The sequence below is a fragment of the Bartonella sp. MR90HLJMH genome, assembly GCF_042194115.1.
In the GTDB taxonomy this organism is placed as follows: domain Bacteria; phylum Pseudomonadota; class Alphaproteobacteria; order Rhizobiales; family Rhizobiaceae; genus Bartonella; species Bartonella grahamii.
On sequence record NZ_JBHIMM010000002.1, the window covers coordinates 188,463 to 215,271 of the forward strand.

Genomic DNA, 26,809 nt, shown 5'->3' on the forward strand with positions numbered 1-26,809 from the left:
GAAGGATGCACTCTTTTGAGGGCTGGAGTGCATCCTCTACAGTTTGGATACTGCTTTATCAGGGTTGAGCAGTATCCCGTTGAGGGGAAGGATGCACTCTTTTGAGGGCTGGAGTGCATCCTCTACAGTTTGGATACTGCTTTATCAGGGTTGAGCAGTATCCGTTGAGGGGAAGGATGCACTCTTTTGAAGGCGGAGTGCATCCTCTACAGTTTGGATGCTGCTTCATGAGAGTGAGCAGTATCCAAAGGGAAAGGCATATTCCGTAAAAAACAGGGATAGCCAAAAGATTTGTTTTTATATTTTTATTGATAGGTTGCTGTATTTGTTAGGGCTATTCATTCTTTATTCTCAACATTTAAGATGATTATGTGATCAGGGTTGTTCGTCAATACAATCGTAAAAGACGCTGAGTATTTTTATAATAATTAAGATATTTTTGTGCCTTTTTCTTGTTTTTTTTATGTTTACACAAGATTTACACTGCTTTTCAACAGTTTGTTTTTTTGCTTCGCTAATGGCGTTGGCTAAACACTTTAATTATTTTAACTGTTTCAACACCGCCTTAAAATAACAGTGCTTTATAATATGACAAAATGAGCTGTATAACGTTTGATTCTTGAGGGATGCTAGAAAGAGGGGGGTGTTAGGAGAGATGTTGTATATATTTTTAGTTTATCTTTTAAAGCAGGAAGATCAACATATTTGAGAAGAATATGAAGTGCTATGGATAAAGCTTCCCTCCGTCTTTCCGGATCTATGTTTTATGCGGTTTGACGGTTAAAGAGCAATAGCTGAATGGAATCACGCTTGCTTTATGTTTTTATCCTCACGCTTTAGATTTTTTCTCGTGGGGATACCAGTTTTTTAATGGGGTTTTACGCGCCTTACGTAAAACAGAATGTTCTAAACAGAATATATTTGTGTTGCACATTTACGTCCTTATTTAAAAAACATCATGTTGTCTTATCTCACAATAATGTTGGTGAATGGGGATGTTGGTGAATGGGATAATGGGGAAATCTCTCGTGAAGTGGATAAGCCCTTCTTTAAAAGCTCATAAGGGGAAAGCCAGCACTATCATACTATTCTAGTGCCTAATGTGATGACAGCCTTTAGTGCTTGAGCGTGTTTATAAGAGGCATTTTGATTCTTTATCTTTGAAGTGTTTTATTTCATATGTCTCTCATGTTGGTAATGTGCAAAAGACATGGCGTTGATTCTTGCAACCTGAAATAAATTTAAAATGAGAGAACCCCTATGATATTCGGGTCTCTTATTTTAATATGAAGAACGGGTGATTATAATTATAAATCAATATGGTGTCGTGATACATCAACCTTTTGGTGGGGTACAGGATAAAGAAAGGCATTAAATATAAGTCATTCTGTTATGTCGTAAAACACTGTCATTTGCGGTTTGGTGATATGAGAGCCAGCCGCTTTGGATATATTGAAGTGTTTTTTTAAGGGTGCGGTGGATTTTTAGGGCAGAGCTTGTTTTGTCGCACCTTGAGTTTAGCTGAAAATCCTGAATGGAAAATCAAGAGTGAAGTCTATCCAAGCTGTTTGTAGATCAGATTGGGTTAAAAAGCTTTGTTCTTTGAGGATGGAACGCAAGCCAATTTGACAAAAGAATGATCCATTTTGCGGGGAGATTTTATGGAGGAATATAACAAAGCTCATAAGAGAGTGATTTAAGACAACACAGTTATAAAAAAGTACAGTCGTAAAAAAAGTCCCCTGTTGTAATCAGAGGACTAAAAGCAGGAGAATTTTAACATTGGCTAGTAGGACATGTTAAAAAAATGAACTCAAAAGACTGTATTCAATCCGCAAATTCATACTTACAAAACTATTATGCTATGATTAGCAGAGAATTGAAAAGATATCAATATAAAAAATACTTTTTACAAAAAAGAAGATTATGTCATTTTGCATTAAAAATTAATGAATACTTTTTTCAATTGAATATTTATTTTGAGACTCGATATTAATTAAACAATTAAACTGTATTTAAAGCTGTTATGATGCATGCAAGCATCTTAGACAAAACGTATTCTTCAATAAAAAACGAATAAACGTAAAAGCACCCCATGATTACAGGACTGGTGTGGGGGAAGGATTTTTGTTTTTAAGGGTGCGGAGTGTATCTTGAGCACAAGGGTTTTATGAAGCTGCATTCTTTGGGGGGGTGAGGGGATGGAAGAGGTTGGGGGGGAGCTTCTGGATGGTTGAGCCCATGTGGGGGGCTTTAGAGGGGGCAGCAACATGGGAGGTAGCTTAGAATGGCGAGGAGGGGGATTATTCAGAATGTTTATGGTTTGCATATCCCCAATGAAATGCTAACAAGTCTAAACAATCTCGTAAATGATCGGCAAGGGAATTTTGTTTGCGTTTTGAAGAACTTAATTCTTTGATTGCTTGTCCATAGCCGATAACGCGTTCAAGCAGTGAATAGCCAAGAATACCCAGTTGAACTTTGATTGTTTTTAAATGATTGGATGCTTCTATTTGACGTTCAATGGGGTGTGTGTACCCTTGGCTACAGGAAACCTTTTCACGGGTGTAGTCAAGGCTCATGTGGAGATCGGCTTGACTTTGACGCCAGTAAAAATAAAAACGTTCTGCCGCTTTATATTGGGCTTTGCTGAGATGTCCTTTGGCATATAAAAGTGCAATGGGATGGCTTTGTGCATTGGCAATGGCATTGATGGTACGCGGATTGCTGGAGTTTTCTGGATGATTGGATTGAAAATAAGGATTGCTCGTTTCAACAGGGATTTCTTGCGCCTTTAAATGACCAATGTGCCTTCCTTTATCTTGATGGTCAAGCGGGCAGGTTTGCGTATTTTTTCTCTCTTGATGGGTCATATCATCTCCTTAAAAATTATCGTTTGCTTCTCGTTTTTAAAAAATGTTGCTTGCTCTAGGCAAAACAGGGGGATTAGAGGAAGACATGTGTTGGAGTGTGCGTGAGGGTTGTGCGCTCTTGGGGGTGACTTGGACTGTTGCGTTTGTGTGGGGGAGCCCCATGGATTTGACTCTTGAAAAGAGGGGTGTTTTGTTGCATGGTGGATTTTCCTTGAATGGCTTGATGGGGGAGTGGAATGATGTTGCGCGGTGCTTTGTCTTTGAAAAGACTAGTATTTTTCTGCATTGTGGTTGTTGTCTTTGTGTCTGTTTATATGGAAATGAAGGCGTTGGGGATGACGTGGGGAGTATTTTTACGGGCTGTGGTATTTTATGGCACTCCCGGCATTTTCCTTATGTTGGGTTATGAAGTAATGCAGCGGCGTGGTGTAAATCAGGGTTTGTTCTTCAAGATGTTGTTGTTGAGCTTCATTTTTGCTGCTGTCATTGATTTTATTTATGCGCAAGCTGAGCTTTTTGGTTTGACTTGGGTGTGGTTCTCAAACAGGTGGGTGTTTAACATTCTTTTTGGCGTTGTCTTTGGTCTTGTCCTTGGGCTTATTTATCGTGGGGCAAAGCGTCTTGGGTTTAGGCTTTCATTCTTTGAAAAGGATTGATCTTTTGCTGCATTTTTGGCATGGTCTCTGATTTTTACTTATGAAGGAGCGGGGCGTATGGTGGTTGCGCGGGACATGTTTTTGAAGGGGCTGGCGTTTTTCTGCATGATGAGCGTGACCTTTAATTTTACTGCTGTGGGGGATATTGATGCCGCATGATTTGTTTTTTTTGCCATGGTTGGAGGTTTTCTGCTTTGTTGCTCTTGTCTTTGTGTCTGTTTATGCGGCAATGAGGTCTTTCGGGGTTACAAGGAAGGCTTTTTAAAAAAAATGGCGTTGAGCTTCATTATTATCACTGTCTCTAAGTTTGTTTATGCGCAAGCTGAGCATTTTGGTTTGACTTGGGTGTGGTTCTCAAACAAGTGGGTCTTTCACATTCTTTTTGGCGTTGTCTTTGGTCTTGTCCTTGGGCTTATTTATCTAGAGGCAAAGCGTCTTGGGTTTAGGCTTTCATTCTTTGAAAAGGATTGATCTTTTGCTGCATTTTTGGCATGGTCTCTGATTTTTACTTAATAAAGGAGCGGGGCATATGGTGGTTGCGCGGGACATGTTTTTGAAGGGGCTGGCGTTTTTCTGCGTTATTGGCTTGGTCCTTGGTTTTGCTTATGAGGATGCGGGGCGACCGGTTATTACGTGGGAGGTGTTTTGGCAGGGGGTGGAACTTTCTTGCATTGCTGGAGCGACCTTTTGTTTTATTGTTGTGGGAGCAAACAGTAGAACTGTATCGTGGGGCGTGTTTTTCAAGGCTGTGGTGTTTTGCACCATTGCTGTAGTGGTTCTTGGCTTTGCTTATAAGGGAGCGAAGCGTTTTGATATATCGTGGGAATTTTTAGTGATCGGAGCGGTGTTTGTTGCATTGCTGGGGCTGTCCTTGGTTTTGCTTATGAGGGTGCGGGGTAAATGGATATCGCGTGGGGTGTCTTTTTTGAAGTTAGCGGTGTTTTCCTGCGTTGTTGGAGCTGTTGTTGGATTGGCGTATAATGGCGCCAAGCATATGGGGGTTCGCTGGTTTGTGATCTCGAACAATGGGGTGTTTGCGGGCACTATTGGACTTGTTCCTTTTTTTGCTCTGGAGGGGGTACGGTGTATGCGTGTACTGTTGGGGGGCTTAAAAAGAATGAGCGTTTCTCTTCCCCACGGGCGTGATCTTTGATGTTATTACTGTGAGGGGTATTTGATGTCGAACGATTTGATGTTTTTGCAGTGGTTGGTATTTTTCTGCCCTTTGGCTCTCGCCTTTATTTCTATTTATGTGGGAATAAGGTTTTTTGGGTTTACAAGGAAGGACTTTTTTAAGGGTGGGGTGCTTGCATTCTTTGTTGGCGTGACCTCTAAGTTTGTTTATGCGAAAGCTGAGCATTTTGGTTTGACTTGGGTGTGGTTCTCAAACAAGTGGGTTTTTTACATTCTTTTTGGCGTTGTCTTTGGTCTTGTCCTTGGTCTTATTTGTCTAGGGGCAAAGCGTCTTGGGTTTAGGCTTTCATTCTTTGTAAAGGATTGATCTTTTGCTGCATTTTTGGCATGGTCTCTGATTTTTACTTATGAAGGTGCGGGGTAAGGGGATATCGCGTGGGGTATCTTTTTTGAAGTTAGCGGTGTTTTCCTGCGTTGTTGGAGCTGTTGTTGGATTGGCGCATAATGGGGCCAAGCATATGGGGGTTCGCTGGTTTGTGATCTCGAACAATGGGGTGTTTGCGGGCACTATTGGACTTGTTCCTTTTTTTGCTCTGGAGGGGGTACGGTGTGTGCGTGTACTGTTGGGGGGCTTAAAAAGAATGAGCGTTTCTCTTCCCTACGGGCGTGATCTTTGATGTTATTACTGTGAGGGGTATTTGATGTCGAACGATGTGATGTTTTGGCTGTTGTTGGTTTTTTTCTGCTTTTTTGCTCTGGCCTTGATTTTTATTTATGAGGGAGCAAAGCGTCGCTCTGTTACAGGGTGGATGTTTTGGAGGTGGGTGGTGCTTTATGGCATTGTTGCCACCTACCTTGGTTTTGTTTATGTGGGCGTGGGCAGTCGCGCTGTTGGTGGGGAGCTGTTGTTGAAGGGGGCGGTGTTTTCTTGCATTTTTGCAACTGTCCTTGGTTTGGTGCATCTGGGCGTCAAGAGTATGCCTGTGGCGGGGCAAGTGTTCTTGAAGGCGGTCATGTTTTGTTGCATGATGGGCTTTATCCTGTGGTTTGCTGCTGTGGGCGTCAGGGATATGGATAGCATAAGGGCGGTATTCTTAAAGGGATTGCTTTTGACTGTATTGTTGAAAGTGCTCTTGGGGTTCTTTATACGCGAGCAAAGTGATACGGTGTTACAGAGGTTGTTGCGTGCTTTGAATTTTGTGCTGTTTTGCTGCATTTTGGCACTAATCCTTTTTTTACCCGCGAGGGAGCAGAGAATCTAGGGTTGAGCTGGCTTTGGTTCTCGAATGAGAGGGTGTTTCTCTTTATTGTTGGATTTCTTTCTCCTTTGATTTATCAGGGTGTAAGGCGTGCGCGTGTTCTAGGGGCTTGGTTCTTGAGGTAGGTGGTGTTTTTTTTCTCCATGGGTGTGACCTTTAATGTGCTTGCTGTGAGGGGTATGTGATGTCGAACGATTTGTTTTTTTTGCTGTTGTTGGTGTTTTCCTACCTTTTTATTGTTGTCGTTATTGGTACTTATAAAGTTTCCAAGCGCTTCGATATTCCGTGGTGGCGGGCGGCGTTTTATTGTATTTGTGGTATTTCCCTCTTTTTGAAGGAAGTGCTGTTTTACTGTATTTTAGGAGTCGTCTTTTTTTTGGCTCTTTTAGGGGATGGAGAGTATGGATATACCGTGGGGACTCCTGTCCTTGATAGGGATCGTGTTTGCTGTAGTGTTGGAGTGGTTCTTGATTTTGCATATGAGGGGGCGGCAAGATGGGGTGCTGACGCGTTGTTTGTGGCTATTGAAGGGGCTGGTGTTTTGCGCCGTTGTTGGAGCGATCTTTTTTTGTTTGCGTTTGGGAGCAGAGAATATGGGGTTGGGCTGGCTTTGGTTCTCGAAGGATTGGGTGTTTTTTATCATTTGTGGATTTATCCTTCCTGTTGTTTCTGTGGGAGCAAGGCGTGCGCGTGTGAAGGCGGAGGCGTTTTTAAAGAGAGTGGGGTTTATGGAGCATTACAGATAACGTCGAGGGAATGTTTGTTCAAAAGAACAGCGATAGCGGTAGGTTTGAGGATCAAACCAAAGCCCTATTTTGCCTTCAAAATCACCAGAACGTTGTTTGGCAATATTCATAATGACGCCAGGGCGTTTGGCTAAATCTGCTTTTTCTTGTGCTAGAGAGGCGGCAAAGATTTTGTCTTCTAACGATCGATTGCGCCAAATGGTGATGATATTAAAGGCATTGGCGCCAATTTCTGAGGCACCTTTAATGTCTTCTGTGCTGGGGATATCTTTATCCAGACCGCCTTTGCGGGCATGGGCTACAAGATGAATGTGTACACTGTTTAAAACAGCCCAATCAACCATTTTATAAACGGCTTGTTCTTGTCTTGCATAATCATCAGAGGCAATGCCAAGCCGCATGAGACTGTCGATGATAAATTGATCGCAGCCATAGCGCGCACGACAATAGTCAAAGACATCAAGCAAGGTGTCAACGCTTGATTTGCCAACATGTTCATAAAGAATAAGCCCATCGTCTAAAAAATGAAGAATCCGTTCAATCGTCTCTTTTGTAGGCTTTTCTAAGCCGCCTGTTTGTTTGGTTAAGCGCCGTAAAGATTGTTCTCCTTTCATTTCTAGAGATGCTAAGCAAAGGCGACTCTTTTGCGCAATCCAATGGGGAATACAGTCTGATAACAATTGGCTTTTTCCTGCACCACTGGCACCACTCCAAAGCGTTAATTCTGCTGGGCGGAAATGCAATTTGTCCTTCAGTTTAGGATAGGGAACCGTATAACCAAGATGTTTTTCAGGCTCTGGCCAAAAAAGCCCAATCACTTGATCTTTATAGTCTGAGGCGCGCCGTAAACCTTCTGGTGCAAAGCTTTGTGCTGAGGAAAAGGCGGCTTTTATGGTGGCTTTATCAATCCCTGCGGTTAAACAGTCATTAGCATCTTTAAGGGGTAAACGTACACGGTAGCAACGGTGGCGTCCAAGCCTGCTGGCAATCTCGAGGGCTGCTTCTTCTCCGGGCTGGTCCATATCGGTGGCTAAAAAAATCGTTTCAAAAGATTCTAAATGATCAAATTCATTTTCAATCCAGTTGTGTTTGCCTCCACTTCCTCCCCCAAAGGGAACAGAAACCGCCGGATATCCATAGGCAGCTAAGGAAAGTGCATCAATTTCTCCTTCAGTGATAACAATTGTACGGTTTGTTGAAGAAAAAGTGGGAAACGGCGCGTGCTGGGTTGCCTGTTGGGCCGTGTGCGTGGAGGCGGGGTGGGCTGAGGCGGTGTTTTGGGATGCGTGTGTAGAGGTGGGGTTGGTTGAGGGGGTATTTTGGGATGCCTGTGTAGAGGCGGGGTGGGTTGAGGGTGTATTTTGGGATGCGTGTGCAGAGGTTGGGTTGGTTGAGGGTGTGTTTTGCGTGGGGCAAAGGGCTTGCCAACCAAACAAAATCGGTTCACATTGAGAGGCTGTTGGTTTGCTTTTTGCTCCTGCTTGCGCGAGCCGTTCTTTAACTAGAGCAAGGGTGCCATCGGGTTTATAAAAGGGGAAAATGATTTTTTCACCATTTTCTCCTATGCGGTAACGCTTTATAATCTCTAGAGGAATGTGGCGTTCTTTGTGGAGATAGTTTTTTACCAGATTCTGCGGGGTCTGCCCTGTAGGAACCGGTGGACGGCGATAGGAACGATGAGGGACCATAAAGGGTTTTGGGCGTGTCAGATTGAGAGTCGCGCGTGCTTCTTCTAATGCTTGAGAGAGGCTAATGCCTTTGACTTCACACCAAAGGTCTAAAAGATCTCCTCCAGTGCCTTCTGCAAAATCATACCAAAGTCCTGCTTTACTGCCACTCAAGCAAATTGATAAACTTTGACCAGCTTCACCACGTGTGTTGCCTACAATCCAATTGTTGCCTCGTTTGTGCCCTTGGGGAAGAAGCATTTCTACTATTCTATCTGCTTGTGAGATAAGTTTTTGTTTGATTTCAAAAATTGTGCTCATGGTCATTCGTGAAATGATTGTTGTTTTTCTCAAGATGTGGGGGAATTCTCTTTTTGCTGTTCTAGCTGTTCGATCTGATAGTGAAATCCGTGGTGCTATGGGGCTTGCCAGTCTACTTTGAGAGCTTCTTTGTCGCTCTTTGCTTGCCAATAGTCGCGAAACTCCTTGGCTTGCCAATGGGCTTGGCTTTCACTCAAACCTTCTGAAACTGCTGCCTTGATGTCTGCTTGCTAATGCTCAGGAAGACGGTACCCTTTTTGGCAAGGGCGGTAATTGGAAGAAGGGTGTTGCTCGAGAAAGAGGGGGTGGATGCTGAAAGGCTGACGAGCGTTGTTTGAAGGGTATGATCTTTGCTGAAAGTTTCTGAAACTGCTGCGTTGATAACTATTTGCTAAGGGCATGGAAGACGGTGTCCTTTGGCAACTGAGGCGGTGGTTTTTTTGTTGGAAGAAGGCGGGATGGATACACAGAGGCTGGAGAGCGTTTGTGTTCCTTTGCGTGCAAGAGATGAGGCGTGTGTAGGGCGAGCACTTTTGTGATGAGAGTTGTAGGGGTGGTGTTGACTTGTTTTGCTGTATGAATAGCTTATTTCATTGTTGTTTTTGTTGTTATTTTTATGGTTTTGAAACATTTTTTGTCCCCGCGCGTGCTTGAAAAATACGTTGTTCGTGTGATGTCAAGAATTGTCGCTATAGTTGATCAAACTGCGGTAAAGCATGTCGTTGTTCTCAGAGATGAAAGATGAGGAGCTTCCCTGTTTTTGCTGTTCTAGCCGTTCGATCTCACGGCGAAACCAGTTGCGCCATGTGGCTTGCCAGTCTACTTTGAGAGCTTCTTTTCCGCTCTTGGCTTGCCAATAGTCGCGAAACTTCTTTTCTTGCCAATAGGCTTGGCTTTCACTCAAACCTTCTGAAACTGCCGCCTTGATGTCTGCTTGCCAATGTTCAGGAAGACGGTGTCCTTTGGCAACTGAGGCGGTGGTTTTTTTGTTGGAAGAAGGCGGGATGGATACAGGAAGATTGCTGGGTGGGAGATTGGTGGCGGATTTTGTTTTTTCCCCCATGACAATTTGCGCAATAGGGGCGGGGGCAAAATCGGCTTGTGGAGTGTTTAGGGGAGAGGCGTTTTTTTGCTCCGCTTCTTCTTGTGGAGGGGAAGGGAGAGCAGAATCAAGAGCTAAAGAGAGAGACTGGTGATCGCTTTGTTCAAAGTTTTCTTCGCAGGAAAAACAAGGTTCTATCTCATCACACAAAATTTTCTTTTCAAAAACACCGTGAGGTGTTTTCTTTTCTTCTGTCTTTTGAGCTTCTAAGCTTTGTGCAGCATCTTTTGTACTCTCGTTAAGCAGTTGTTGAATCTCAGCATTGATTTTTTTACGCTTTTTTGCCGAAGAACGACCCGCAAAGGATTTTTGTTCAAGCAATTTTTCACGCTCTTGAAAAACATTTTCGCAACGCTTGTTCCATAATCCATTGGCTAAATTTAAAATCTTACCCTCTTGGATGAGCATTTCTAAAACATTAACAAAAGTTCGCTTGTCACAACCACAAAGACGCGCTAAACGTTCTTCCGATATTTCTAGAGGACGACCGCGTGCATACATTTCATTGAGAAGAATCGTATAGATTCCAATCTCGTGTGCGCGCATCCCACGAACACCTCCTAGAAAGTCATTTTGATACCAACAAACATACGGAAGCCTGGACGATTCATAATGAGGAGTTTCTTGTTGATTAGCGTGTTTCATACTGCAGTCTACTTTCTTTTTTTTATACATTCTTATTGACGATAAAAGCGCAAATAGGGATTCAGCTTGTGTTTTGTTTGGCTCTGTTTGATGATGACGAGAGGCTTCTTTGCGACGTTTATAAATGAGTGGGTGTGCTTGAAGCGCATGCAAACTTACGATTTAAGATTGCGGTGATGGAAAAAATAAAGAGTACCACACATTTTCAATATATCTGCTTTTGGGCAGCAACTTTTGGAGGTGGCTTTTATATCCTTTGGGGTGGTTAAAGTGTTTTTATGATCCAAAAATAAAAAATTTTCCCCCCTAAAAAGTAAAATTTGTTTCCTTAATTTTATCCTTTTTAGAGGATAATGCAAGCCAATTTTATAAAAAGGACGTGTTTTTTGTAAAAGACGCGCTATATGGTGAAATTATGAATATCGATGGTTGGCGTCAAAGATTAAGGATCGCTTTGGAAAAAAGTGGGCGGTCAAAAAGATCTATCTCCCTCTCTGCTGGTAAAGGTGCGGGATACCTTCATTCTATTCTTTCTGAAGGAAAAGAACCAACAATCGAATCTCTTTCGCGAATTTGTCACGAAATTAATATCAGTATGAATTATATTCTTTACGGTAAAGGGGCTAGCCCTGAAGATAAAGAATTTATAGAGCTTATTTCAAAACTCTCTCCGCAAGAGAGACAGGCGATTTTGACTCTTTTGCGGCGACCCGTTGACGAAGCTCCAAAATAAGTTCCTTCTGTGCTTTTGAATCAAGACGACTCCAGTATTTTATTAATATTATATCACTCATTTTATCTCTCCAGCGTGTTTATAATTGCAATCGAGTAAGAACAAATAGAGAACAACAAAGGGACATGAGAGGAACAAAGAATAATAGATTTTTATTTACATATGTCATTTGAACCCCGCAGAGATTTAAAATATATCTTTTATGAAGGATAAAATGGTTGACATCTCTCCTATAGAGGATATAAGACTAACGCTATATTTAGTCTTGTCAAGACAAGGCTATGCTTTATCAACTATCTAAAGGGGGAAATCATGAAAAATATTCCATTCGTTAAAGAGGATGAAATCATTATCGTTTTATGCGAAGAGGAAAATCCTAATACTTATGAAGGACCAATCGATGAAATCGAAGAAGTGCTCGAACTGATTGAAGAATGTGAAACTGTTTATAGAGTTTTACGACTCGATCTGACAACTTCTCATGCTGAAGATGTTACGGAACAAATCGCTGACTTTTATGTCGAAAATCATGAAATGAATGAAGAAAATACGCCATTGCAGCCCTTCGTTTTGAATAGTGAAGCTTATCATGTTTGTTTAAATGAAAGAGCCGCTTGCGATTATGAAGATAATCTCTATGGCTCTTATGAAAAACAGCATCGTTTACGCCCATGTGATGTCTTGACAGATTATTGGTGGTAAACATGCCAAGTTATCTCAAGACTTCTTATCAAGGGGTTCCACTTTATTATGCTGGAAATATGCGAAATTTAATCAGACTCGAACCACAAAAACACAACGCTATTCTTTTCATATCGCAAGAGGTGGCTCAGTTTATGGCAAAAAAATTGGAGGAAGAATATTGCCGCCATGATTTTTCCGTCGTGCAATAGCTAGATTGAAAAAGGGAGCCGCAATGATGGGCCCAAGTGCTTTTTTTATTGCGGTGACCATGATGCGCGTTATGTTTTCCTTCTTGGGGGGGGGGAGCTTGGGGGAAAATTTTTAGCCGATATGGGAAAGGGGATATGAAGAAAAGAGCCTATGGATGAGAAATTGCGGGGGATGAGAAATTGCGGGAGCTTTGCGAGGGGAAAAGCTGTCGGCTGGGTTCATTGGGGGGATTGAGGAAATTGGGGGGAGAGGTAACTATCAGTGGCTTGGAGTGATACGTAAAGCATGTTGGAAAATGGAAGGAGATGTTTGAAGGGGGAATTAAGACCGTTAAAGCTTGTTTAGACGTATTGGGACACGTGTGTTCTGGGAGCTTTTATATTGAGTGTTAAGGGGGCATTATTTTACTCATGAAAGGGCAAATGCTTTTTTATTGCGGTGACCATGATGCGTGTTATGTTTTCCTTCTTGGGGGGAGCTTGGGGGAAAATTTTTAGCCGATATGGGAAAGGGGGATATGAAGAAAAGAGTCTGTGGATGAGAAATTGCGGGCGGTTTGCGAGGGGGAAAAGTTGTCGGCTGGGTTTTTCATTGGGGTGATTGAGAAATTTGCGGGGGGATGTTGAGGGGGGCAGCAGTTTTTTTGTTTTAGGGGCACAATACTTGAGGGATGCATTGAAGGATGCTGTCGCCTTTAGTCCGTGTGAGGGATACAGGCTTAAACAATGTGAATGTTTCAAAGAGGATATATTGCAAAAAACACTTTAAAGATGAAGGGGAGAAATACTATGCCAATCATTATCGATTGTATTCAGGGAACGGAAGAATGGCAGAAAGTACGCAATGGTTTGATTACGGCTTCTTTGTTTGAGATGGTTATGGCACAAAAAAAACAGGGGCAAAAAACTTCACGATATCATAGTGTGATGATGAAATTGGCGGGAGAAAGAATTACAGGAAAAACCGTTGAGGAAGGAACAACGGTTTCTCAGCGACGTGGGACAGAATTAGAACCAATCGCACGACAACTCTATGCAAAACTTACGCATACAGAACCTGAATGTATTGGCTTTGTTTTGGCAGATGATCGCGGACAAGGATTTTCTCCCGATGCTTTTGTGGGAGAAAATGGCTTATTAGAAATAAAAACAAAAAAACCTGAAATTTTGATCCCTCATTTTATGCAAAAGACTTTTCCAGCAGAACATAAAGCACAATGTCAAGGAGGGTTATGGATTTCTCAACGCGAATGGGTGGATTTAATGCTCTATTGGCCTGATATGCCACCTTTGATTAAACGTGCTTATCGTGATGAAGCGTATATTTGCAAGCTTGAAAATGAAATTAGCCGTTTTAATGAGGCTTTGGAGAAGATGGTACAGCAAATTAAGTGTGTTGAGACAGGTTTTAGTATAAGGACAGAAATTGCTTTGAAGGAAAGGAAAAACAGAGAGCGGGGAGCGAATGCAAAGCGTCTGCTGGTGAGCAAAACAAGAATGAGGCGGGCAAGAAAGGGATCTGTACAGCATTGAGCAGGGGAAAAGTTTTATAAAAAGGAAAGAGCAGAGGGGGAAAAGCAAGTGGGGTGTTTGAGGAGAGCGGCAAGTAGGGGGCACAGGAAGCGCAGGGGATTTGGAGTGAATGTGAAAACTTGTTGGGAAATGGAAGGAGATGTTTGAAGGGGGAATTAAGACCGTTAAAGTTTGTTTAGACGTATTGGGACAGAAGGGGGGGGCTGGGAGCTTTTGTGTTGAGTGTTAAGGGGGGGAGGTATTATTTTACTCATGAAAGGGCCAAGTGCTTTTTTATGGCGGTGACAATGGTGCGCGTTATGCTTTTGTTTTTTGGGGGCTATCTGTTTTAGTCGGTATAGGGAAAGAGAGGTATGAAGAGCCTATGCATGAGGAACTGTGGGAGGCGTGTTGGGGAAGTGAGACAGGAGACGTATGGGGCCGTGGGTTTTAGCTGCTTTTATGTTGAGTGTTAGATGTTGAGTGTTAGGGAGGCACTAATAAATAAGGCAAGAGCCTTTCTCACTGGGGAGAGAATGCTGCGCATGATACTTTCGTTGATGGAGGATCAATGGAGGTGATTGATGCTTATAGAAAAGAGGAGAGGGGTAGGAGAAGAATAAACAAAAGAAGAATAAAATGGTGCTGCGAGAGAGGATTGAACTCTCGACCTCTCCCTTACCAAGGGAGTGCTCTACCACTGAGCTACCGCAGCCCCTTTTCAATCTTTGCGCTGTCTTGTGCCATATTGTCAGAAAATAGGCAAGAGAACATTTGTATATTCTTGCAAGAAAACGTATCTTATGTCATGACATATGTTTCTTATATGCTTAAATATTTAAGGTTATGAGTTGCTTGGATAGAAGCTCAACACTGTTTAAAAGGTTGCGCAATGACACAAATGCATCAAAAACAAAAACAAAATGAAATGAATCATCAAAATGAAAAAGCAAAACGGCGTCAAGAAAGATTGGCGCAACAATTGCGTCAAAACCTGAAACGTCGAAAAGAGCAAAGCCGACAAAGAGCGCAAACAGAGCTCTAAAATGCAAAAAAATGTTTTTTAGTGAAGCTTTGCAACTAAACTTCTCAATAATTTGTTCTCATATTTAGAATGCGTTCTAAAACGATTAATAAAGCATAACTTCCCGAAGGGGGAAAAACCTTTGGAAGGGCAGGCACAAAGGAAAAGAGGGAAAACACTATGGATTCTATTCAAATTGTTGGGGGGAAAAAGCTTAAAGGAACCATTCCTATATCAGGGGCAAAAAACGCTGCATTGCCTCTTATGATTGCGGCGCTTTTGACAGAAGAAACGCTCACTTTAGAAAATATCCCTCATCTGGCCGATGTCGAACTGCTTATTCGTATTCTCAATAATCATGGTGTTGGGTATGCTGTTGATGGACAAGAGTTTAACGATGAGTGTGTGAATTCAAGAACAATTCATTTTACTGCGCAAAAAATAGCGACAACACGTGCGCCGTACGAACTGGTGAAAAAAATGCGCGCAAGCTTTTGGGTTATCGGACCTCTCCTTGCACGATGCTTAGAGGCTTATGTGTCGCTTCCTGGAGGATGTGCTATCGGAACAAGACCTGTCGATTTTATCCTTGAGGGACTCAAAACTTTAGGCGCACAGATTACGATCGAAAATGGATATGTTCATGCAAAAGCACCAAGGGGGTTAAAAGGTGCTCACTATCGTTTCCCTAAAGTCACAGTTGGTGGAACACATGTAATGCTTATGGCGGCGACATTGGCAGAGGGAACAACCTTTCTTGAGAATGCGGCTTGTGAACCAGAAGTGGCAAACCTTATTCGAACCCTGAATGCTATGGGGGCTCAAATAACTGGTGAAGGAACAACAACGCTTACAATTGAAGGGGTTAAAAAACTTAAAGGAACAAAAATACGCGTCATTGCTGATCGAATCGAAGCGGGGACATATGCAATGGCTGTTGCTATGACAGGAGGCGATGTCTTTCTTAAAAATGCAAATCCTAATCATCTTACAAAAGTGCTTAAGGTGCTTCAAAAAACAGGACTCGAGATTCAAATAGAACCTCAAGGAATTCATGTTAAGCGAAATCCAAAGAACACAAAAATTATGCCTGTTGATATTAAAACAGGACCTTATCCTGCTTTTCCAACCGATCTCCAAGCGCAATTCATGGCGCTCATGACACGGGCTGAAGGAATCTCGCATATTACAGAGACGATTTTCGAAAATCGTTTTATGCATGTTCAAGAACTCAATCGTTTAGGGGCCTCGATAAAGCTTGATGGGCAGACAGCAACTGTCTATGGAACAGAGAATTTGCAAGGGGCTCCTGTCATGGCGACGGATTTGCGCGCTTCTGTTTCTCTTGTGATTGCAGCATTGGCAGCAAAGGGAGAAACAATCGTCAATCGTGTCTATCATCTTGATCGTGGATTTGAGAGATTAGAGGAAAAATTAGTCCGTTGTGGCGCAAAAATCCAACGTATCACAGTGTAATTCCCTTTGAGGGTATTCTTTAATCTCTCTCTTCGGGGGGCTTAATCTCAGAAAACAAGGTTTGTTAATCCTCTCAATAAACGTGGGGTTTATCTCATGGTTTTGGAGTTTTTACGAGCGGGCATAAGTGTTTGAGAGGCGGGTGGAGCTCATAAAACAAAAAAAGATTTGTATCATTGTCTAAATGTCGTTTATGGCGCTCATAACACGGGGTTGAGGGAACCGCGCATATTACAGAGACGATTTTCGAAAATCGTTTTATGCATGTTCAAGAACTCAATCGTTTGAGGGCGTCTAGAAAGCTTGATGGGCGAGAGGGCAACGCATCTCATGGAACAGAGAATTTGCAAGGGGGGCCTCATCATGGCGACGGATTTGCGCGCTTTTTGTTTCTTTTGTATTTGTGTTATTTGTATTATCATTGCCAAAGAAAATAATTCAAAATGATAGTAAACGTTCACAATATTTATTGTTTTTTAATATAAAAATATGATAATAAAATAATCTATGTATTTTATAGTGTTTATAATTATTCAAGGAAAATGAAATGAAGCAGACTTTTAAATTATTGAGTGCTTTATTGATTATGATTGGATGTTATCAAGCTCAATTGCCTCAAACCATTGCAGGTACATGGAAAAAGTCTGGTGTAAATCAACTTGAAAAAAAAGTTCTTTATGGTGCTTCAGAAGATTTTCAGAATGACCCTGCTTATATAGAATGGTGTATAGTACATGACAAGAATCCGGAGTGTAATCCTTTAGAATCTCGCAATCCACGGAAGTTTAGTAGAACTCTTGGGCACGGGTACTGATGAAAAGGGCAATGTAATCTCTTTAATTGATGAAAAAACGAATATGGAAAACCTATAAAAGACAATCATAACAAAAAAGTATCTTCATTCTTTAAAAGCTGAGGATGGCATTGTTAATGGGGCGCCGATAAAGCGCTATGGATTAGAGGGTAGCGCATCTCATAAAACAGAGAATTTGCAAGGGGGGCCTCATCATGGCGACGGATTTGCGCGCTTTTTGTTTCTCTTGTGATTGCAGCCCTCTTATCTTGTTACATTGGCAGCAAAGGGAGAAACAATCGTCAATCGTGTCTATCATCTTGATCGTGGATTTGAGAGATTGGAGGAAAAATTAGTCCGATTTGGCGCAAAAATCCAACGCATCACAGTGTAAATCTGTAAGATGTCTCTCAAAAATGGCTTTGGGAGGGGGCTATATGTTGTTAGGTGTGCTTTTGGGAGGCTTGATCTCAAAAATAAAGGGTTATTAGTCCTCTCAATAAAAGTGGGTTTTATCTCATGGTTTTGGAGTTTTTACGAGCGGGCATAAGCATTTGAGAGGCGGGGGTGGAGCTCATAAAATAAAGACTGTTTTAAATTTTATTGTAAATTTCCTGAAATTGCTTTATTGGTAAGAGAATGTTTTGGTCGTCTACGCAACGGCCAACAGGGAATGAAAGACCCGAAACTTGAGACACGTATTTATCCAGCTTTATGGATATCCCGGATTTCCGGGAGCTTTTGTTATGTCCAGGTGCTCTTTAGCACTAAAAGCAAAAGGCTGAGTCAAGTTTCAGCTCTTTCAACTCCCGGAATACCAATGCGAGGGCGCTCGCAACCGGCAGGGGAGCTTGAAGTGAAAGCTAAAAATCCACACTTTAATGACATTTCGATAGGCAGAAAAATTCGCTTTAAAAGAACAATGCTGGGAATGTCGCAAAAGCAATTAGGTAGCCAGTTAGGTGTGACTTTTCAACAAATCCAAAAATATGAAAAAGGCTCCAATCGTATAGGGGCGGGGCGTTTACAAGAAATTGCTGATATTCTCAATGTTCCCATTTCCTTTTTTTACGCTGATCTCTCAACAAAAGAAGACGTCTCAACCTGTGATGAAAGGATCGGAAGTAAAGAAGAGCAAATCCTTTTGAAAAGTTTTAGAGAGCTCAAACCTAAAAAGCAGAAAGCAATTTTGTGTTTGATTTCTTCCCGCTCTACGCTCTAAAGGATGCATATTCCTGACTTAAGGGCTGCTCTGTAAACAGTCCGGCTTCTGTTGGCGGGGGGGGTGACCTACTCCTAACCACTCATGTGGTTCACTTTAAAAAGGCTCTACGGGGCAAGCCATGCCCATTTATTACACACTCTAAAAACACTTAATATGGAAAGTTTTACATGCCTTATATCACCGCTCTAAACAACAATGTTTTACGGCACAACATGATAAACCGCGCTTTTTTTCAGTGAACACTAATGCGTATTGTTATTGGTTTTTTTTCTGTTAAGAAGCGTATACAGTGTCGTAAAAGAGTTAAGTAAGAAATTTAAATAGCGCGTGAAGCATCAAAGAAACTTTGGAAAAATTCTTGAAAAAATTAGTTTAGGGGAGCTTTTTATAAAAGCCCGTCTTAGAGAGGCAGATAAGTCTTTCATCTTAAGATGGTTTGCTTTACGTTTCAAAACTTGATAAAAATTCAAAAATTTCGAAAAAAATAGGAAGAGAAGCTTTTTCTGGTATGCAGGGGGGAAAATGGTCAATAAATTAGACAAAAAACAGATTATATTTTTAGCATTGCCACTCATCTTTTCAATCATTGTAGCTTTTTTGGTCAATATAACCATCAATAACATTACAGAAAATGGAACGACGCCTGATGCTTATTGGTTTGTAAGATCAAAGCCACTGGATATTTTAATCCTTATTGCACTTTCATGTTCTTCATTCATCTTATTACAAAAAAGGCATACCAGAAAAAATATCATTATTTCGTCCATGATCATCTTTGGTTTGTTTGCAACTTATTATAGTGCAAATGAATATATCAGACTTAGTCCCTATGTAGGTCAAGATAATATGACATGGGCGGATGTTTTTCCTTTCTTTGATAGGATGGTTTTAGGGGGTGTTATTATTGGCATTGTTATCCTTGGTTACACGATAAAACTATCATTACCTAAAGCTTCACCTTTGAAAATTTCAAAAAATACGATCTTTGGTGGTGTTCAATGGATGAGTATGAAAAAGATTGAAGAGATTTTTCCTCGTGATGGTGAAGTCGTCATAGGAGAGCGCTATAGAGTCGACAAAGATATTGTTAAAGATGTCCCTTTTAATCCTAAAGACAAAACAACATGGGGAAAAGGTGGTCGCCAGCCATTGTTGACATATAAACTGGATTTTGATTCAACCCATATGTTATTTTTTGCTGGTTCTGGTGGTTATAAAACAACCAGTAATGTTATTCCAACTTGTCTCAAATATTCCGGTCCACTGATCGTTTTTGACCCTTCAACTGAAATCGCTCCAATAGTTAAAGACGCAAGGGAGCAGTTAAAAAGAAAAGTATACGTTCTTGACCCCCATAGTTCTTCAACAGAAACTTTTAATCCTTTAGATTGGCTGTTAGATGAAAATCTCCCCCTTTATGAAAGAGAAGCGGGTGTGGTTGAAGTTGCTAGACTCCTTCTTTCTGAAAACTACAAATCAACTTCGACAGACCAATTCTTTGTATCACAGGCACATAATTTGTTAACAGGAATACTTGCGCATGTGGTCTTTTCTGATGAATACACATTACAGGAAAAAAACTTAAAAACCCTTCATACGATCATGTCAATGCCAGAACCGTCTGTGATTGGAAAATTGCGTTCCTTACAGGCTTCATCGCCATCCCAATTTATTCGTGAAACTCTTGGGGTGTTTACAAACATGATTGAACAAACTTTCTCAGATGTCTATTCTACTGTTGCAAAAGATATACAATGGCTTTCCCTCTCTAATTATGCAGATCTTATCAGTGGTTATAACTTTAAAACTAATGATATAACAAAAGGAGATATCGATATTTTTTTAAATATCCCCTCAAAAATTTTAAAATCTTATCCAGGTGTTGGGCGTGTCCTTGTTGGCTCTTTTCTCAGAGCTATGGAAGCTGCTAATGGTAATTATGCAAAAAGAGCGCTCTTTATTTTAGATAATGCTGATCTTTTAAGATATATGAACATTTTAGAAGAAGCACGTGATCATGGACGCAAATATGGCATATCTCTCATGCTTTTTTACGAGTCTGTAGAGCAAATAGAACGCTATTTCGGTTCGTTAGGCGTTATGACATGGTTTAAAAATTGTGCTTTTGTAAGCTATGCCGCAATAAAAGATATTAAAACTGCTGAAAATATATCTAAGGCATGTGGTCAAATGACCATTGAAGTGAAAGATTCAAGCATAACTCTGGGAACATCAGGTATAGAAGGAACAGAGCATTTAAGTTTGCGACAAAGACCCTTAATATATCCACATGAAATAACACAAGAAATGCGAAAAGACGAACAGATTATTCTCGTGCAAGGAGAGCTCCCTATCCGTTGTGGACGCTCTATCTATTTTAGACGTAAGGATTTAACAGCTCTTGCTAATGAAAATAGCTTTTCTTCTTAATAAAGCACTTGTTTTTTAGTTAAAATGAATAAAGCATTATTGTATTTTGGGGTGATATAATTAGAGATAAATTATTTTTATAGTACATTTTTATAGTACAGTGGCTTGAAAATGGGAGAAAGTCATAAACGATCTTTCTGCTAAGAAGACAAACACCAAAAAAATCAAGACATAAAAAGAGTATCTTATCAATTATAATGTGTGGGGTGTTCAAGATAATACGTAGAATATTGGCTGTGATAGTTAAAAAGTTGCTTTACGCAATCTTCCTTATTCTATTATTTATTCGTAAACCAGTTTTTGCCTTCTTAAACTTCTTTGCTGGTGGCTTGATTTTATTCCTATTTTTTCTTTTTTGGGGATATACAGCGAGAGTTGCACCCTATGAACACCAAACAGCAATGGTCATTGGTGGTATCATCATGATATTTCTTTGCTTGTTTGCTAATGATGTCTATGAAAGGCTTTTACTACGAGCTAATACGTCTAGCATCTCTTGATTATGATCTTATACTTATTTCAATAAATAGCGCTCATTTCGTTCGTATATAATTTAATCAAAAAAGAGAGGTGGGGTGCCTCTGATAAAAATACAAATAAAGACTGTTTTAAATTTTATTGCTAATCTTCTCCAATTCCTTTATACCTTAAAGGGTGACTTTGGTCGTCTACGCAGCGATCAGTAGGGTCTGAAAGCCCTAAAGTTCGATCATAAAATGAACCTACTCTTGTAGGTATCCCGGAATTCCGGGAGTTTTTGCCATGTCCAGGTGCGATGAGCACTAAAAGCAAAAAAAGCTGATTCGAACTCAGTACTTTCAGACTCCCGGAATACTTATGCGAGGGCGCTCGCAACCGGTAGGGGAGCTTGAAGTGAAAGCTAAAAATCCACACTTTAACGATATTTCGATAGGCAGAAAAATTCGCTTTAAAAGAACAATGCTGGGGATGTCGCAAAAGCAATTAGGCAGCCAGTTAGGTGTGACTTTTCAACAAATCCAAAAATATGAAAAAGGCTCTAATCGTATAGGGGCGGGGCGTTTACAAGAAATTGCTGATATTCTCAATGTTCCCATTTCCTTTTTTTACGCTGATCTCTCAACAAAAGAAAACTTCTTGTATCCTTATGATGAAAGGATCTCGAGCAAAGAAGAGCAAGTCCTTTTGAAAAGTTTTAGAGAGCTCAAACCTAAAAAGCAGAAAGCAATTTTGTGTTTGATTGTCTCATGAGATAAGAAACACTGTTTTAATTTTTATTGCTGGTCTCCTGAAATTATTTTATGAACAAGAGCCAAGGTTCTCGTCGTACAGTGTGGTTGAATGGTGGAACCTAAAGCCTGAGAATTCAAGCTGAGACATTAGCCTGCTTTATAAGTATCGCGAGATTCCGGGAGTTTTTGCCATGTCCAGGTGCGCTCTAGCACTAAAAGCAAAAAAGCTGACTCGGATTCAGTGTTTTTGACTCCCGGAATACGCATAAGAGGCGCTCGCAACCGGCAGGGGAGCTTGAAGTGAAAGCTAAAAATCCACACTTTAACGACATTTCGATAGGCAGAAAAATTCGCTTTAAAAGAATAATGCTGGGGATGTCGCAAAAGCAATTAGGCAGCCAGTTAGGTGTGACTTTTCAACAAATCCAAAAATATGAAAAAGGCTCTAATCGTATAGGGGCGGGGCGTTTACAAGAAATTGCTGATATTCTCAATGTTCCCATTTCCTTTTTTTACGCTGATCTCTCAACAAAAGAAAACTTCTTGTATCCTTATGATGAAAGGATCTCGAGCAAAGAAGAGCAAGTCCTTTTGAAAAGTTTTAGAGAGCTCAAACCTAAAAAGCAGAAAGCAATTTTAAGATTAAATTTTCGTTAGAATTAAAAAAAGATTAAAGAGGCTCTTGCTAAATAATAAATTATTATATAAACCCTTTTTCAGAGAAGGGGGTTAGCATTTCTCCCTCCCCCCCCCCGCAGAAATGTCGAAATAAAACCTCCTTCTCATCGTTTTAACAATCACGAAAAATTTTATCCTTTATCCTTTATTTTTTTTAAAAAGAGTGACTTATTTGTGCTAGAAAAGTTGCTGTATTAGGCAAATTGGGGGGTGGGGTGTTTTTAGGATTTGGGAAAGGTTTGAAAAATCGTCTTGCCAAATAGAGTTCTCAAAAGGAAACAGTGGAGAGCGATCATCCAAAGGGCGCACAGTGGAGAGTAATCATCAAAGGGGCGGCTTAAAAGAAGCTACCAAAAATCTGGAACTTCAGGCTTTAAATGAGGACCAATCCGTACCGCCGAGACCTTTTCTGCTAAACCTGTGCGATCTGAAATCTCAACCGCTAAACCACAAAGGGTGGCGGGACCACACGCCGGTTCAAAACGATCTTGCTTCGTCTTATAAAGAAAACGGTGTAAGGGTTCTTCTTTATCCATTCCAAGAGATGAATTATAATCTCCACACATGCCTGCATCTGTTAAATAGGCGCTCCCACCTTCTAAGATCTGCGCGTCAGCCGTGGGAATATGCGTATGTGTGCCAACGATAACACTCACACGACCATCAAGAAAATGGCCAAAACATTGTTTCTCGCTTGTCGTTTCTGCGTGAAAGTCAAAAATAACCGTATCGGCTTGCTCCATCAATGAACAGGCAAGCAGAATATTTTCCGCTGTTTCAAATGGATCTTCTACTTTGAACGGCATAAAAACGCTGCCCAACAGATTGGCGACAAGAACACGGGCTCCATTTTTTGCCGTAAAAATACCAACACCTCTTCCGGGAATTTCTTTCGAAAAATTGGCAGGGCGTAAAAAACGATCGCTCTCATGGGCATACTGCAATGCTTCTTTGTGAGAAAAAGCATGATTGCCCGTGGTGACAACATCAACACCGGCTATCAAAAGATCTTGATACGTTTCTTGTGTGAGACCAAAACCACCAGAGGCATTTTCACCATTTACCACAACAAAATCAAGCTGCCACTTCTTAATCAGTTGAGGAAGGTGTTCAAAAACAGCTTTACAGCCTGTGTTACCAACAATGTCACCTAAAAATAAAAAACGCATAGGCACTTTAATCACATTTTAACATTTTAAGAAACCTTTTTCTGTAAAAATTCCCTGTACCTGTAGATCATGTTCTGCTGCGGGAATAGAGGAAACCTCCTGACATGAAAATCCTATGCCCCATAATGTCATTTGATGCCCTTGTTTTTCAAGAGCTTCAACCGCACGGTCATAATATCCTCCTCCATAGCCAAGACGGTGACATTGACGATCAAACGCAGAAAGTGGAACAATAATATTATTGGGGACAACAACACCATTGTCGGCACTGGGACCAAAGGTGCCAAAGCGCATGGGCTCTAAAATCGTGCTGGGCGAAAATGCACGGAAAACCATGGTGGTGGGATCAAGTACTGCTGGTAAGGCTAAACGTCCGCCGCGTAATGCTACAGCATCCAGTAAAGGACGCGGGTCAATTTCCGATTTAATGGGCCAATAGCCTGCCAAAATGAGGCGTGAAAAATCTGTCCCCTTTTTTTCAAGGTATTCAATAAAGTGGCAACAAGCACGCTGCGAAAAGAGTGTGCGCTCTTCTATTAAAAGAGCATCACGACGCGATAAACCGCTTTTGCGCTGCTGTGTACGAAGGGATGAAGCAGATTCACAGGGGGGATTATGTGTCATTGTCTCGCCAGTTGTTTTATAAGATGCTGGCATTTTATCTATTGTTGGCGTTTTGTAAATCTCTGTTAAGATAAGAGCTGTGCTCATGAAAAAAAAGCATGAAAAAAGTGTGTGCTCTTTAGGGGGTATCTTGGTGCGACAAGCCGCTTTTGCGCTGCTTGCTGTGCAAAGGGATGAAGCGGATTTACAGAGGGGATTTTTTTGTAAGTGCTGTCTGTTTCATAAAATAAAGCCCCTCGTAATTTTTATTTTTTGAAAAGAGAGTATCGTCATTAGTCTTATGTAAAAGGTCGCTCTCAATTTTTATCTGGAAAAATTTTGATGTAAAAAAGGGTGATCCACAACAGCCGATGGAAAAAGCTGATCCCGGGAACCTATACAAATAGGTGGGCGCCATATGAAAAAGCCCACGGGCTTGATCAGGGACAGCTCCCTTGGAGATCATTAAGGTCTCAGGAATACGTTATTTCCTGTCGAGAAGCGCAGAACACCCTCCTTAATATAAAACAATTTCAGAGTTTCTGCTAGAGATAAAATAACCGCGATCTCTTATTTTTCATAAAGTTTTTTCAAGATGGTTTTACAATCTTGCTGGTGGCTGCTGGAAATGGCTGTATTATATATAGAATGCTTTATTCAAAGCAAAAAAAGCAAAAAATATGATTGGGGGTGAGTGATTGAGTGACGCAGAACGGTTTATTGGCAATCGCTTGATTTTTATGTTTCGCGGGAATGCTTGGAGGAGCTTTGAAGGGGAAAAGTTTCTTATTCAAGGATGTTTGTTTAACTGACATTGCGTCTTTGAAGTTTTTTCCTTGTAGGGAATATTTCAGTGCTGTTTTATCAACTTTGAGGGGTGGAGGAGAGCCGATACGGTATGTGCTCCGCTATGGTTGAAGCTCATAAAAATAAAAAAAGACGATGACAGTTTATCAAAGGTGCTTAGCGATGTTTTAAGCTTTTTTCAAAAAATATTTTTTGAGGATCGTATTTACAAATTTTTTATCCATGATGGAGGGATGTAAAAAAAAGAGGTGGTGTGAAGAAGACTCAGGTGTGAAGTGTTTGCTTGCTATGAGAAGAAATTCTGTAGAGGGTATATTGGAAGTGTTTGGAAGCTGCCTTCAATACAAAACAGGTCAAAATTCAAAAAAGACATTGTCAATTGCGTGGTGGGGGGTGATGGCGTGGTTATAAGCAGGGGGCTTTTAGTTTATTGAGTGGAATGTGAAGCCGGCTTGCGTTTTATCTAAGTTTGAAAGGATGTCGTAAAGCGTCTCGTTTTTGAATGGTTTCAAAGAGCTTGTGGTGTTTGTTCGTCTAACAGAGCTTGCACGCGCTTTTGAATCCTGCGCATTTGTGGGTAATACTCTAATGCTGCTTCATAAGCTTTAAGAGCAAGTTTTGGACGCTCTGTTGCCTCCATGGTAACGCCAAGTTCAAAAAAAGCTATATAGTTGCGCGGCTCAAGTTCAAGAGCATGGTTGAGATCAAGCATGGCAAGCTTGAAGTCGTTTAGTTGAATGTGAATCCAAGCACGTCTTACCCAAGCTTCAGCGTAAGTAGGTAAAAGTGCAAGAGCATTATCAATATAATCAAGCGCAAGTCCATAATCGTCGCTACTGATCGCATTTTCAGCCCATGACATTAAAAGATCAATTGTATCGCTCCCCGATTGCGACCATAAAAGTTGAAGTTGTTGACTGATCTTTTTCGCTTGAGAAACATCAGCACAATATTTCAACTCTTTCAGTAAACGTAAAATTTCGGCTTCTTTGCGTTGCTTAACTCTGTCAACATGGGAAAGCTGCTCTTTGTCAAAATCTTCAAGAGTAATCGCAGACAAATCAGAATCAGAGGGCATTGAGGAAGGGGCAGGAGAATTGGGAATAAGATCATCTAACGGTAAAAGCGATTGTGGAGAAGGACGATCTTCAGGAAGCGAAGGAGGATTTTGCCCATAGCTAGAGGGAACAAAACAAAAAATGCCAACAAAAAAAAGAAAAAAAATGTGCTGGAAGATACAGAAAAAACGCAGCTGAAAAAATCGAAAAGCTTTTAGAAAAATAGAAGAATCCATAAAAACAAGCCCCCAAAAGATAAATCACCAAATATTATCAAACAATGGACTCGTAACCAACGGACTTATAACCAAAAAAACCTTAAGAAAAATTTTTAAGCCTACAAAAAGTAGGCATAAAAACATTAACCCTAAAAGAATTAGCCCTGACGCGCTCTAAAACGTGGGTTCGTTTTATTAAGAATATAAATACGACCTTTACGACGCACCAAACGATTGTTACGGTGGCGCTCCTTTAGTGCTTTAAGCGAATTTTTAATTTTCATCATATTCACCGTTAAACAGTTTACGTAACACAATACTATAATACAACATTAAAACACGAAAATACAATATTACAACCCCAATACACTGCTCACACTATGAACATTGCATTGCGATATCGTACTTGCATCATAACATCACACGACACACTTTTTCACTGTGATCACAAAAAGAGAAGCGCACTCTTAAGGTACGCATTAACCACTTCATTAGCACAACGAATAAGTGAAAATTGCAAAAAAAGTAAGAAAGATTTAACAAGAAGTCTTATTCTTGTCAAGGGTGTATTATACA

28 protein-coding genes, 1 tRNA gene, 1 other RNA gene and 1 pseudogene are annotated in these 26,809 nt (G+C 40.8%); 22 read left to right on the forward strand and 9 right to left on the reverse strand.

The window, feature by feature from the left end; translation table 11 throughout:
* Positions 1 to 2,303: 2,303 nt before the first annotated feature.
* The gene (locus ACFIJ9_RS02085; protein ID WP_375635598.1) at positions 2,304 to 2,873 is read right to left on the reverse strand and encodes a hypothetical protein; all 570 of its coding nucleotides are present in this window, start codon (positions 2,871 to 2,873) and stop codon (positions 2,304 to 2,306) included.
* 85 nt (positions 2,874 to 2,958) lie between these two features.
* On the opposite strand from ACFIJ9_RS02085, the gene ACFIJ9_RS02090 reads away from it, so the two are divergent.
* The 8 genes from ACFIJ9_RS02090 (at position 2,959) to ACFIJ9_RS02125 (ending at position 6,668) form a co-directional block, all read left to right on the forward strand.
* The gene (locus ACFIJ9_RS02090; RefSeq protein WP_375635599.1) at positions 2,959 to 3,282 is read left to right on the forward strand and encodes a hypothetical protein; all 324 of its coding nucleotides are present in this window, start codon (positions 2,959 to 2,961) and stop codon (positions 3,280 to 3,282) included.
* Between the two features lie 4 nt (positions 3,283 to 3,286).
* On the forward strand, positions 3,287 to 3,529 hold the full coding sequence (locus ACFIJ9_RS02095; RefSeq protein ID WP_375635600.1) for a hypothetical protein: 243 nt from the start codon (positions 3,287 to 3,289) through the stop codon (positions 3,527 to 3,529).
* Positions 3,530 to 3,799: 270 nt separating this feature from the next.
* Positions 3,800 to 4,000 carry a hypothetical protein gene (locus ACFIJ9_RS02100; protein WP_375635601.1) on the forward strand — a complete coding sequence of 67 codons (201 nt, stop codon included), beginning with the start codon at positions 3,800 to 3,802 and terminating at the stop codon, positions 3,998 to 4,000.
* 58 nt (positions 4,001 to 4,058) lie between these two features.
* The gene (locus ACFIJ9_RS02105) at positions 4,059 to 4,682 is read left to right on the forward strand and encodes a hypothetical protein (RefSeq protein ID WP_375635602.1); all 624 of its coding nucleotides are present in this window, start codon (positions 4,059 to 4,061) and stop codon (positions 4,680 to 4,682) included.
* A 24-nt stretch (positions 4,683 to 4,706) separates the two neighbouring features.
* Complete coding sequence (locus tag ACFIJ9_RS02110) at positions 4,707 to 5,030, forward strand: hypothetical protein (RefSeq protein ID WP_375635603.1); 324 nt, start codon at positions 4,707 to 4,709, stop codon at positions 5,028 to 5,030.
* Between the two features lie 82 nt (positions 5,031 to 5,112).
* Complete coding sequence (locus tag ACFIJ9_RS02115; protein WP_375635604.1) at positions 5,113 to 5,340, forward strand: hypothetical protein; 228 nt, start codon at positions 5,113 to 5,115, stop codon at positions 5,338 to 5,340.
* 24 nt (positions 5,341 to 5,364) lie between these two features.
* The gene (locus ACFIJ9_RS02120) at positions 5,365 to 5,925 is read left to right on the forward strand and encodes a hypothetical protein (RefSeq protein ID WP_375635605.1); all 561 of its coding nucleotides are present in this window, start codon (positions 5,365 to 5,367) and stop codon (positions 5,923 to 5,925) included.
* Positions 5,926 to 6,323: 398 nt separating this feature from the next.
* Positions 6,324 to 6,668 carry a hypothetical protein gene (locus tag ACFIJ9_RS02125; RefSeq protein WP_375635606.1) on the forward strand — a complete coding sequence of 115 codons (345 nt, stop codon included), beginning with the start codon at positions 6,324 to 6,326 and terminating at the stop codon, positions 6,666 to 6,668.
* Here the strand turns inward: ACFIJ9_RS02125 and ACFIJ9_RS02130 are convergent.
* Entirely contained in the window at positions 6,659 to 8,656 is a 1,998-nt protein-coding gene (locus ACFIJ9_RS02130) for a toprim domain-containing protein (protein WP_375635607.1), read from the reverse strand. The genes ACFIJ9_RS02125 and ACFIJ9_RS02130 overlap by 10 nt on opposite strands.
* On the opposite strand from ACFIJ9_RS02130, the gene ACFIJ9_RS02135 reads away from it, so the two are divergent.
* Both ACFIJ9_RS02135 and ACFIJ9_RS02140 read left to right on the forward strand, forming a co-directional pair.
* Positions 8,655 to 8,777 carry a hypothetical protein gene (locus tag ACFIJ9_RS02135; protein ID WP_273788622.1) on the forward strand — a complete coding sequence of 41 codons (123 nt, stop codon included), beginning with the start codon at positions 8,655 to 8,657 and terminating at the stop codon, positions 8,775 to 8,777. The genes ACFIJ9_RS02130 and ACFIJ9_RS02135 overlap by 2 nt on opposite strands.
* Before the next feature lie 295 nt (positions 8,778 to 9,072).
* The gene (locus ACFIJ9_RS02140; protein ID WP_375635608.1) at positions 9,073 to 9,195 is read left to right on the forward strand and encodes a hypothetical protein; all 123 of its coding nucleotides are present in this window, start codon (positions 9,073 to 9,075) and stop codon (positions 9,193 to 9,195) included.
* Positions 9,196 to 9,332: 137 nt separating this feature from the next.
* On the opposite strand, the gene ACFIJ9_RS02145 is transcribed toward ACFIJ9_RS02140, so the two are convergent.
* A complete protein-coding gene (locus ACFIJ9_RS02145; RefSeq protein WP_375635609.1) occupies positions 9,333 to 10,403 on the reverse strand; it encodes a YdaU family protein in 1,071 nt (356 codons plus the stop codon).
* 415 nt (positions 10,404 to 10,818) lie between these two features.
* On the opposite strand from ACFIJ9_RS02145, the gene ACFIJ9_RS02150 reads away from it, so the two are divergent.
* From ACFIJ9_RS02150 to ACFIJ9_RS02165, 4 genes are all read left to right on the forward strand, one after another.
* The gene (locus tag ACFIJ9_RS02150; protein ID WP_015857134.1) at positions 10,819 to 11,136 is read left to right on the forward strand and encodes a transcriptional regulator; all 318 of its coding nucleotides are present in this window, start codon (positions 10,819 to 10,821) and stop codon (positions 11,134 to 11,136) included.
* A 312-nt stretch (positions 11,137 to 11,448) separates the two neighbouring features.
* On the forward strand, positions 11,449 to 11,838 hold the full coding sequence (locus ACFIJ9_RS02155; RefSeq protein ID WP_015856872.1) for a hypothetical protein: 390 nt from the start codon (positions 11,449 to 11,451) through the stop codon (positions 11,836 to 11,838).
* Positions 11,839 to 11,840: 2 nt separating this feature from the next.
* Positions 11,841 to 12,029, forward strand: a complete 189-nt coding sequence (locus ACFIJ9_RS02160) for a hypothetical protein (RefSeq protein WP_375635610.1) — start codon at positions 11,841 to 11,843, stop codon at positions 12,027 to 12,029.
* 789 nt (positions 12,030 to 12,818) lie between these two features.
* Complete coding sequence (locus ACFIJ9_RS02165; protein WP_375635611.1) at positions 12,819 to 13,562, forward strand: YqaJ viral recombinase family protein; 744 nt, start codon at positions 12,819 to 12,821, stop codon at positions 13,560 to 13,562.
* Positions 13,563 to 14,181: 619 nt separating this feature from the next.
* Here ACFIJ9_RS02165 and ACFIJ9_RS02170 read toward each other — a convergent pair.
* Positions 14,182 to 14,256: transfer RNA gene (locus ACFIJ9_RS02170), tRNA-Thr, on the reverse strand.
* A 177-nt stretch (positions 14,257 to 14,433) separates the two neighbouring features.
* Between ACFIJ9_RS02170 and ACFIJ9_RS02175 the strand changes: the two genes are divergently transcribed.
* The 8 genes and pseudogenes from ACFIJ9_RS02175 to ACFIJ9_RS02210 all read left to right on the forward strand — a co-directional run bounded on the left by ACFIJ9_RS02175 (position 14,434) and on the right by ACFIJ9_RS02210 (position 22,357).
* Positions 14,434 to 14,586 (forward strand): hypothetical protein, encoded by a 153-nt coding sequence (locus ACFIJ9_RS02175; protein WP_375635612.1) that lies wholly within the window; start codon positions 14,434 to 14,436, stop codon positions 14,584 to 14,586.
* A 159-nt stretch (positions 14,587 to 14,745) separates the two neighbouring features.
* Positions 14,746 to 16,041 (forward strand): UDP-N-acetylglucosamine 1-carboxyvinyltransferase, encoded by a 1,296-nt coding sequence (gene murA, locus ACFIJ9_RS02180; RefSeq protein WP_375635613.1) that lies wholly within the window; start codon positions 14,746 to 14,748, stop codon positions 16,039 to 16,041.
* A gap of 190 nt (positions 16,042 to 16,231) precedes the next feature.
* Positions 16,232 to 16,425, forward strand: a pseudogene (locus ACFIJ9_RS02185) (UDP-N-acetylglucosamine 1-carboxyvinyltransferase); the annotation flags it as partial.
* 163 nt (positions 16,426 to 16,588) lie between these two features.
* Complete coding sequence (locus tag ACFIJ9_RS02190; RefSeq protein WP_375635614.1) at positions 16,589 to 16,855, forward strand: hypothetical protein; 267 nt, start codon at positions 16,589 to 16,591, stop codon at positions 16,853 to 16,855.
* Between the two features lie 733 nt (positions 16,856 to 17,588).
* Entirely contained in the window at positions 17,589 to 18,056 is a 468-nt protein-coding gene (locus ACFIJ9_RS02195; RefSeq protein ID WP_375635659.1) for a helix-turn-helix domain-containing protein, read from the forward strand.
* 525 nt (positions 18,057 to 18,581) lie between these two features.
* The gene (traG, locus tag ACFIJ9_RS02200) at positions 18,582 to 20,489 is read left to right on the forward strand and encodes a Ti-type conjugative transfer system protein TraG (RefSeq protein WP_375635615.1); all 1,908 of its coding nucleotides are present in this window, start codon (positions 18,582 to 18,584) and stop codon (positions 20,487 to 20,489) included.
* A gap of 873 nt (positions 20,490 to 21,362) precedes the next feature.
* The gene (locus ACFIJ9_RS02205) at positions 21,363 to 21,719 is read left to right on the forward strand and encodes a helix-turn-helix domain-containing protein (RefSeq protein WP_375635616.1); all 357 of its coding nucleotides are present in this window, start codon (positions 21,363 to 21,365) and stop codon (positions 21,717 to 21,719) included.
* A gap of 281 nt (positions 21,720 to 22,000) precedes the next feature.
* Complete coding sequence (locus ACFIJ9_RS02210; protein WP_375635617.1) at positions 22,001 to 22,357, forward strand: helix-turn-helix domain-containing protein; 357 nt, start codon at positions 22,001 to 22,003, stop codon at positions 22,355 to 22,357.
* A 368-nt stretch (positions 22,358 to 22,725) separates the two neighbouring features.
* Here ACFIJ9_RS02210 and ACFIJ9_RS02215 read toward each other — a convergent pair whose 3' ends face one another.
* The 5 genes from ACFIJ9_RS02215 to ykgO form a co-directional block, all read right to left on the reverse strand.
* On the reverse strand, positions 22,726 to 23,547 hold the full coding sequence (locus ACFIJ9_RS02215; protein WP_375635660.1) for a TIGR00282 family metallophosphoesterase: 822 nt from the start codon (positions 23,545 to 23,547) through the stop codon (positions 22,726 to 22,728).
* Positions 23,548 to 23,565: 18 nt separating this feature from the next.
* Complete coding sequence (locus ACFIJ9_RS02220) at positions 23,566 to 24,171, reverse strand: 5-formyltetrahydrofolate cyclo-ligase (protein WP_375635661.1); 606 nt, start codon at positions 24,169 to 24,171, stop codon at positions 23,566 to 23,568.
* Between the two features lie 331 nt (positions 24,172 to 24,502).
* Positions 24,503 to 24,663, reverse strand: a non-coding RNA gene (ssrS, locus tag ACFIJ9_RS02225) — 6S RNA.
* 802 nt (positions 24,664 to 25,465) lie between these two features.
* Positions 25,466 to 26,251, reverse strand: coding sequence for a tetratricopeptide repeat protein (locus tag ACFIJ9_RS02230; protein WP_375635618.1), 786 nt, complete (start codon positions 26,249 to 26,251; stop codon positions 25,466 to 25,468).
* Positions 26,252 to 26,391: 140 nt separating this feature from the next.
* Positions 26,392 to 26,517 (reverse strand): type B 50S ribosomal protein L36, encoded by a 126-nt coding sequence (gene ykgO, locus ACFIJ9_RS02235; protein ID WP_013545486.1) that lies wholly within the window; start codon positions 26,515 to 26,517, stop codon positions 26,392 to 26,394.
* Positions 26,518 to 26,809 lie beyond the last annotated feature (292 nt).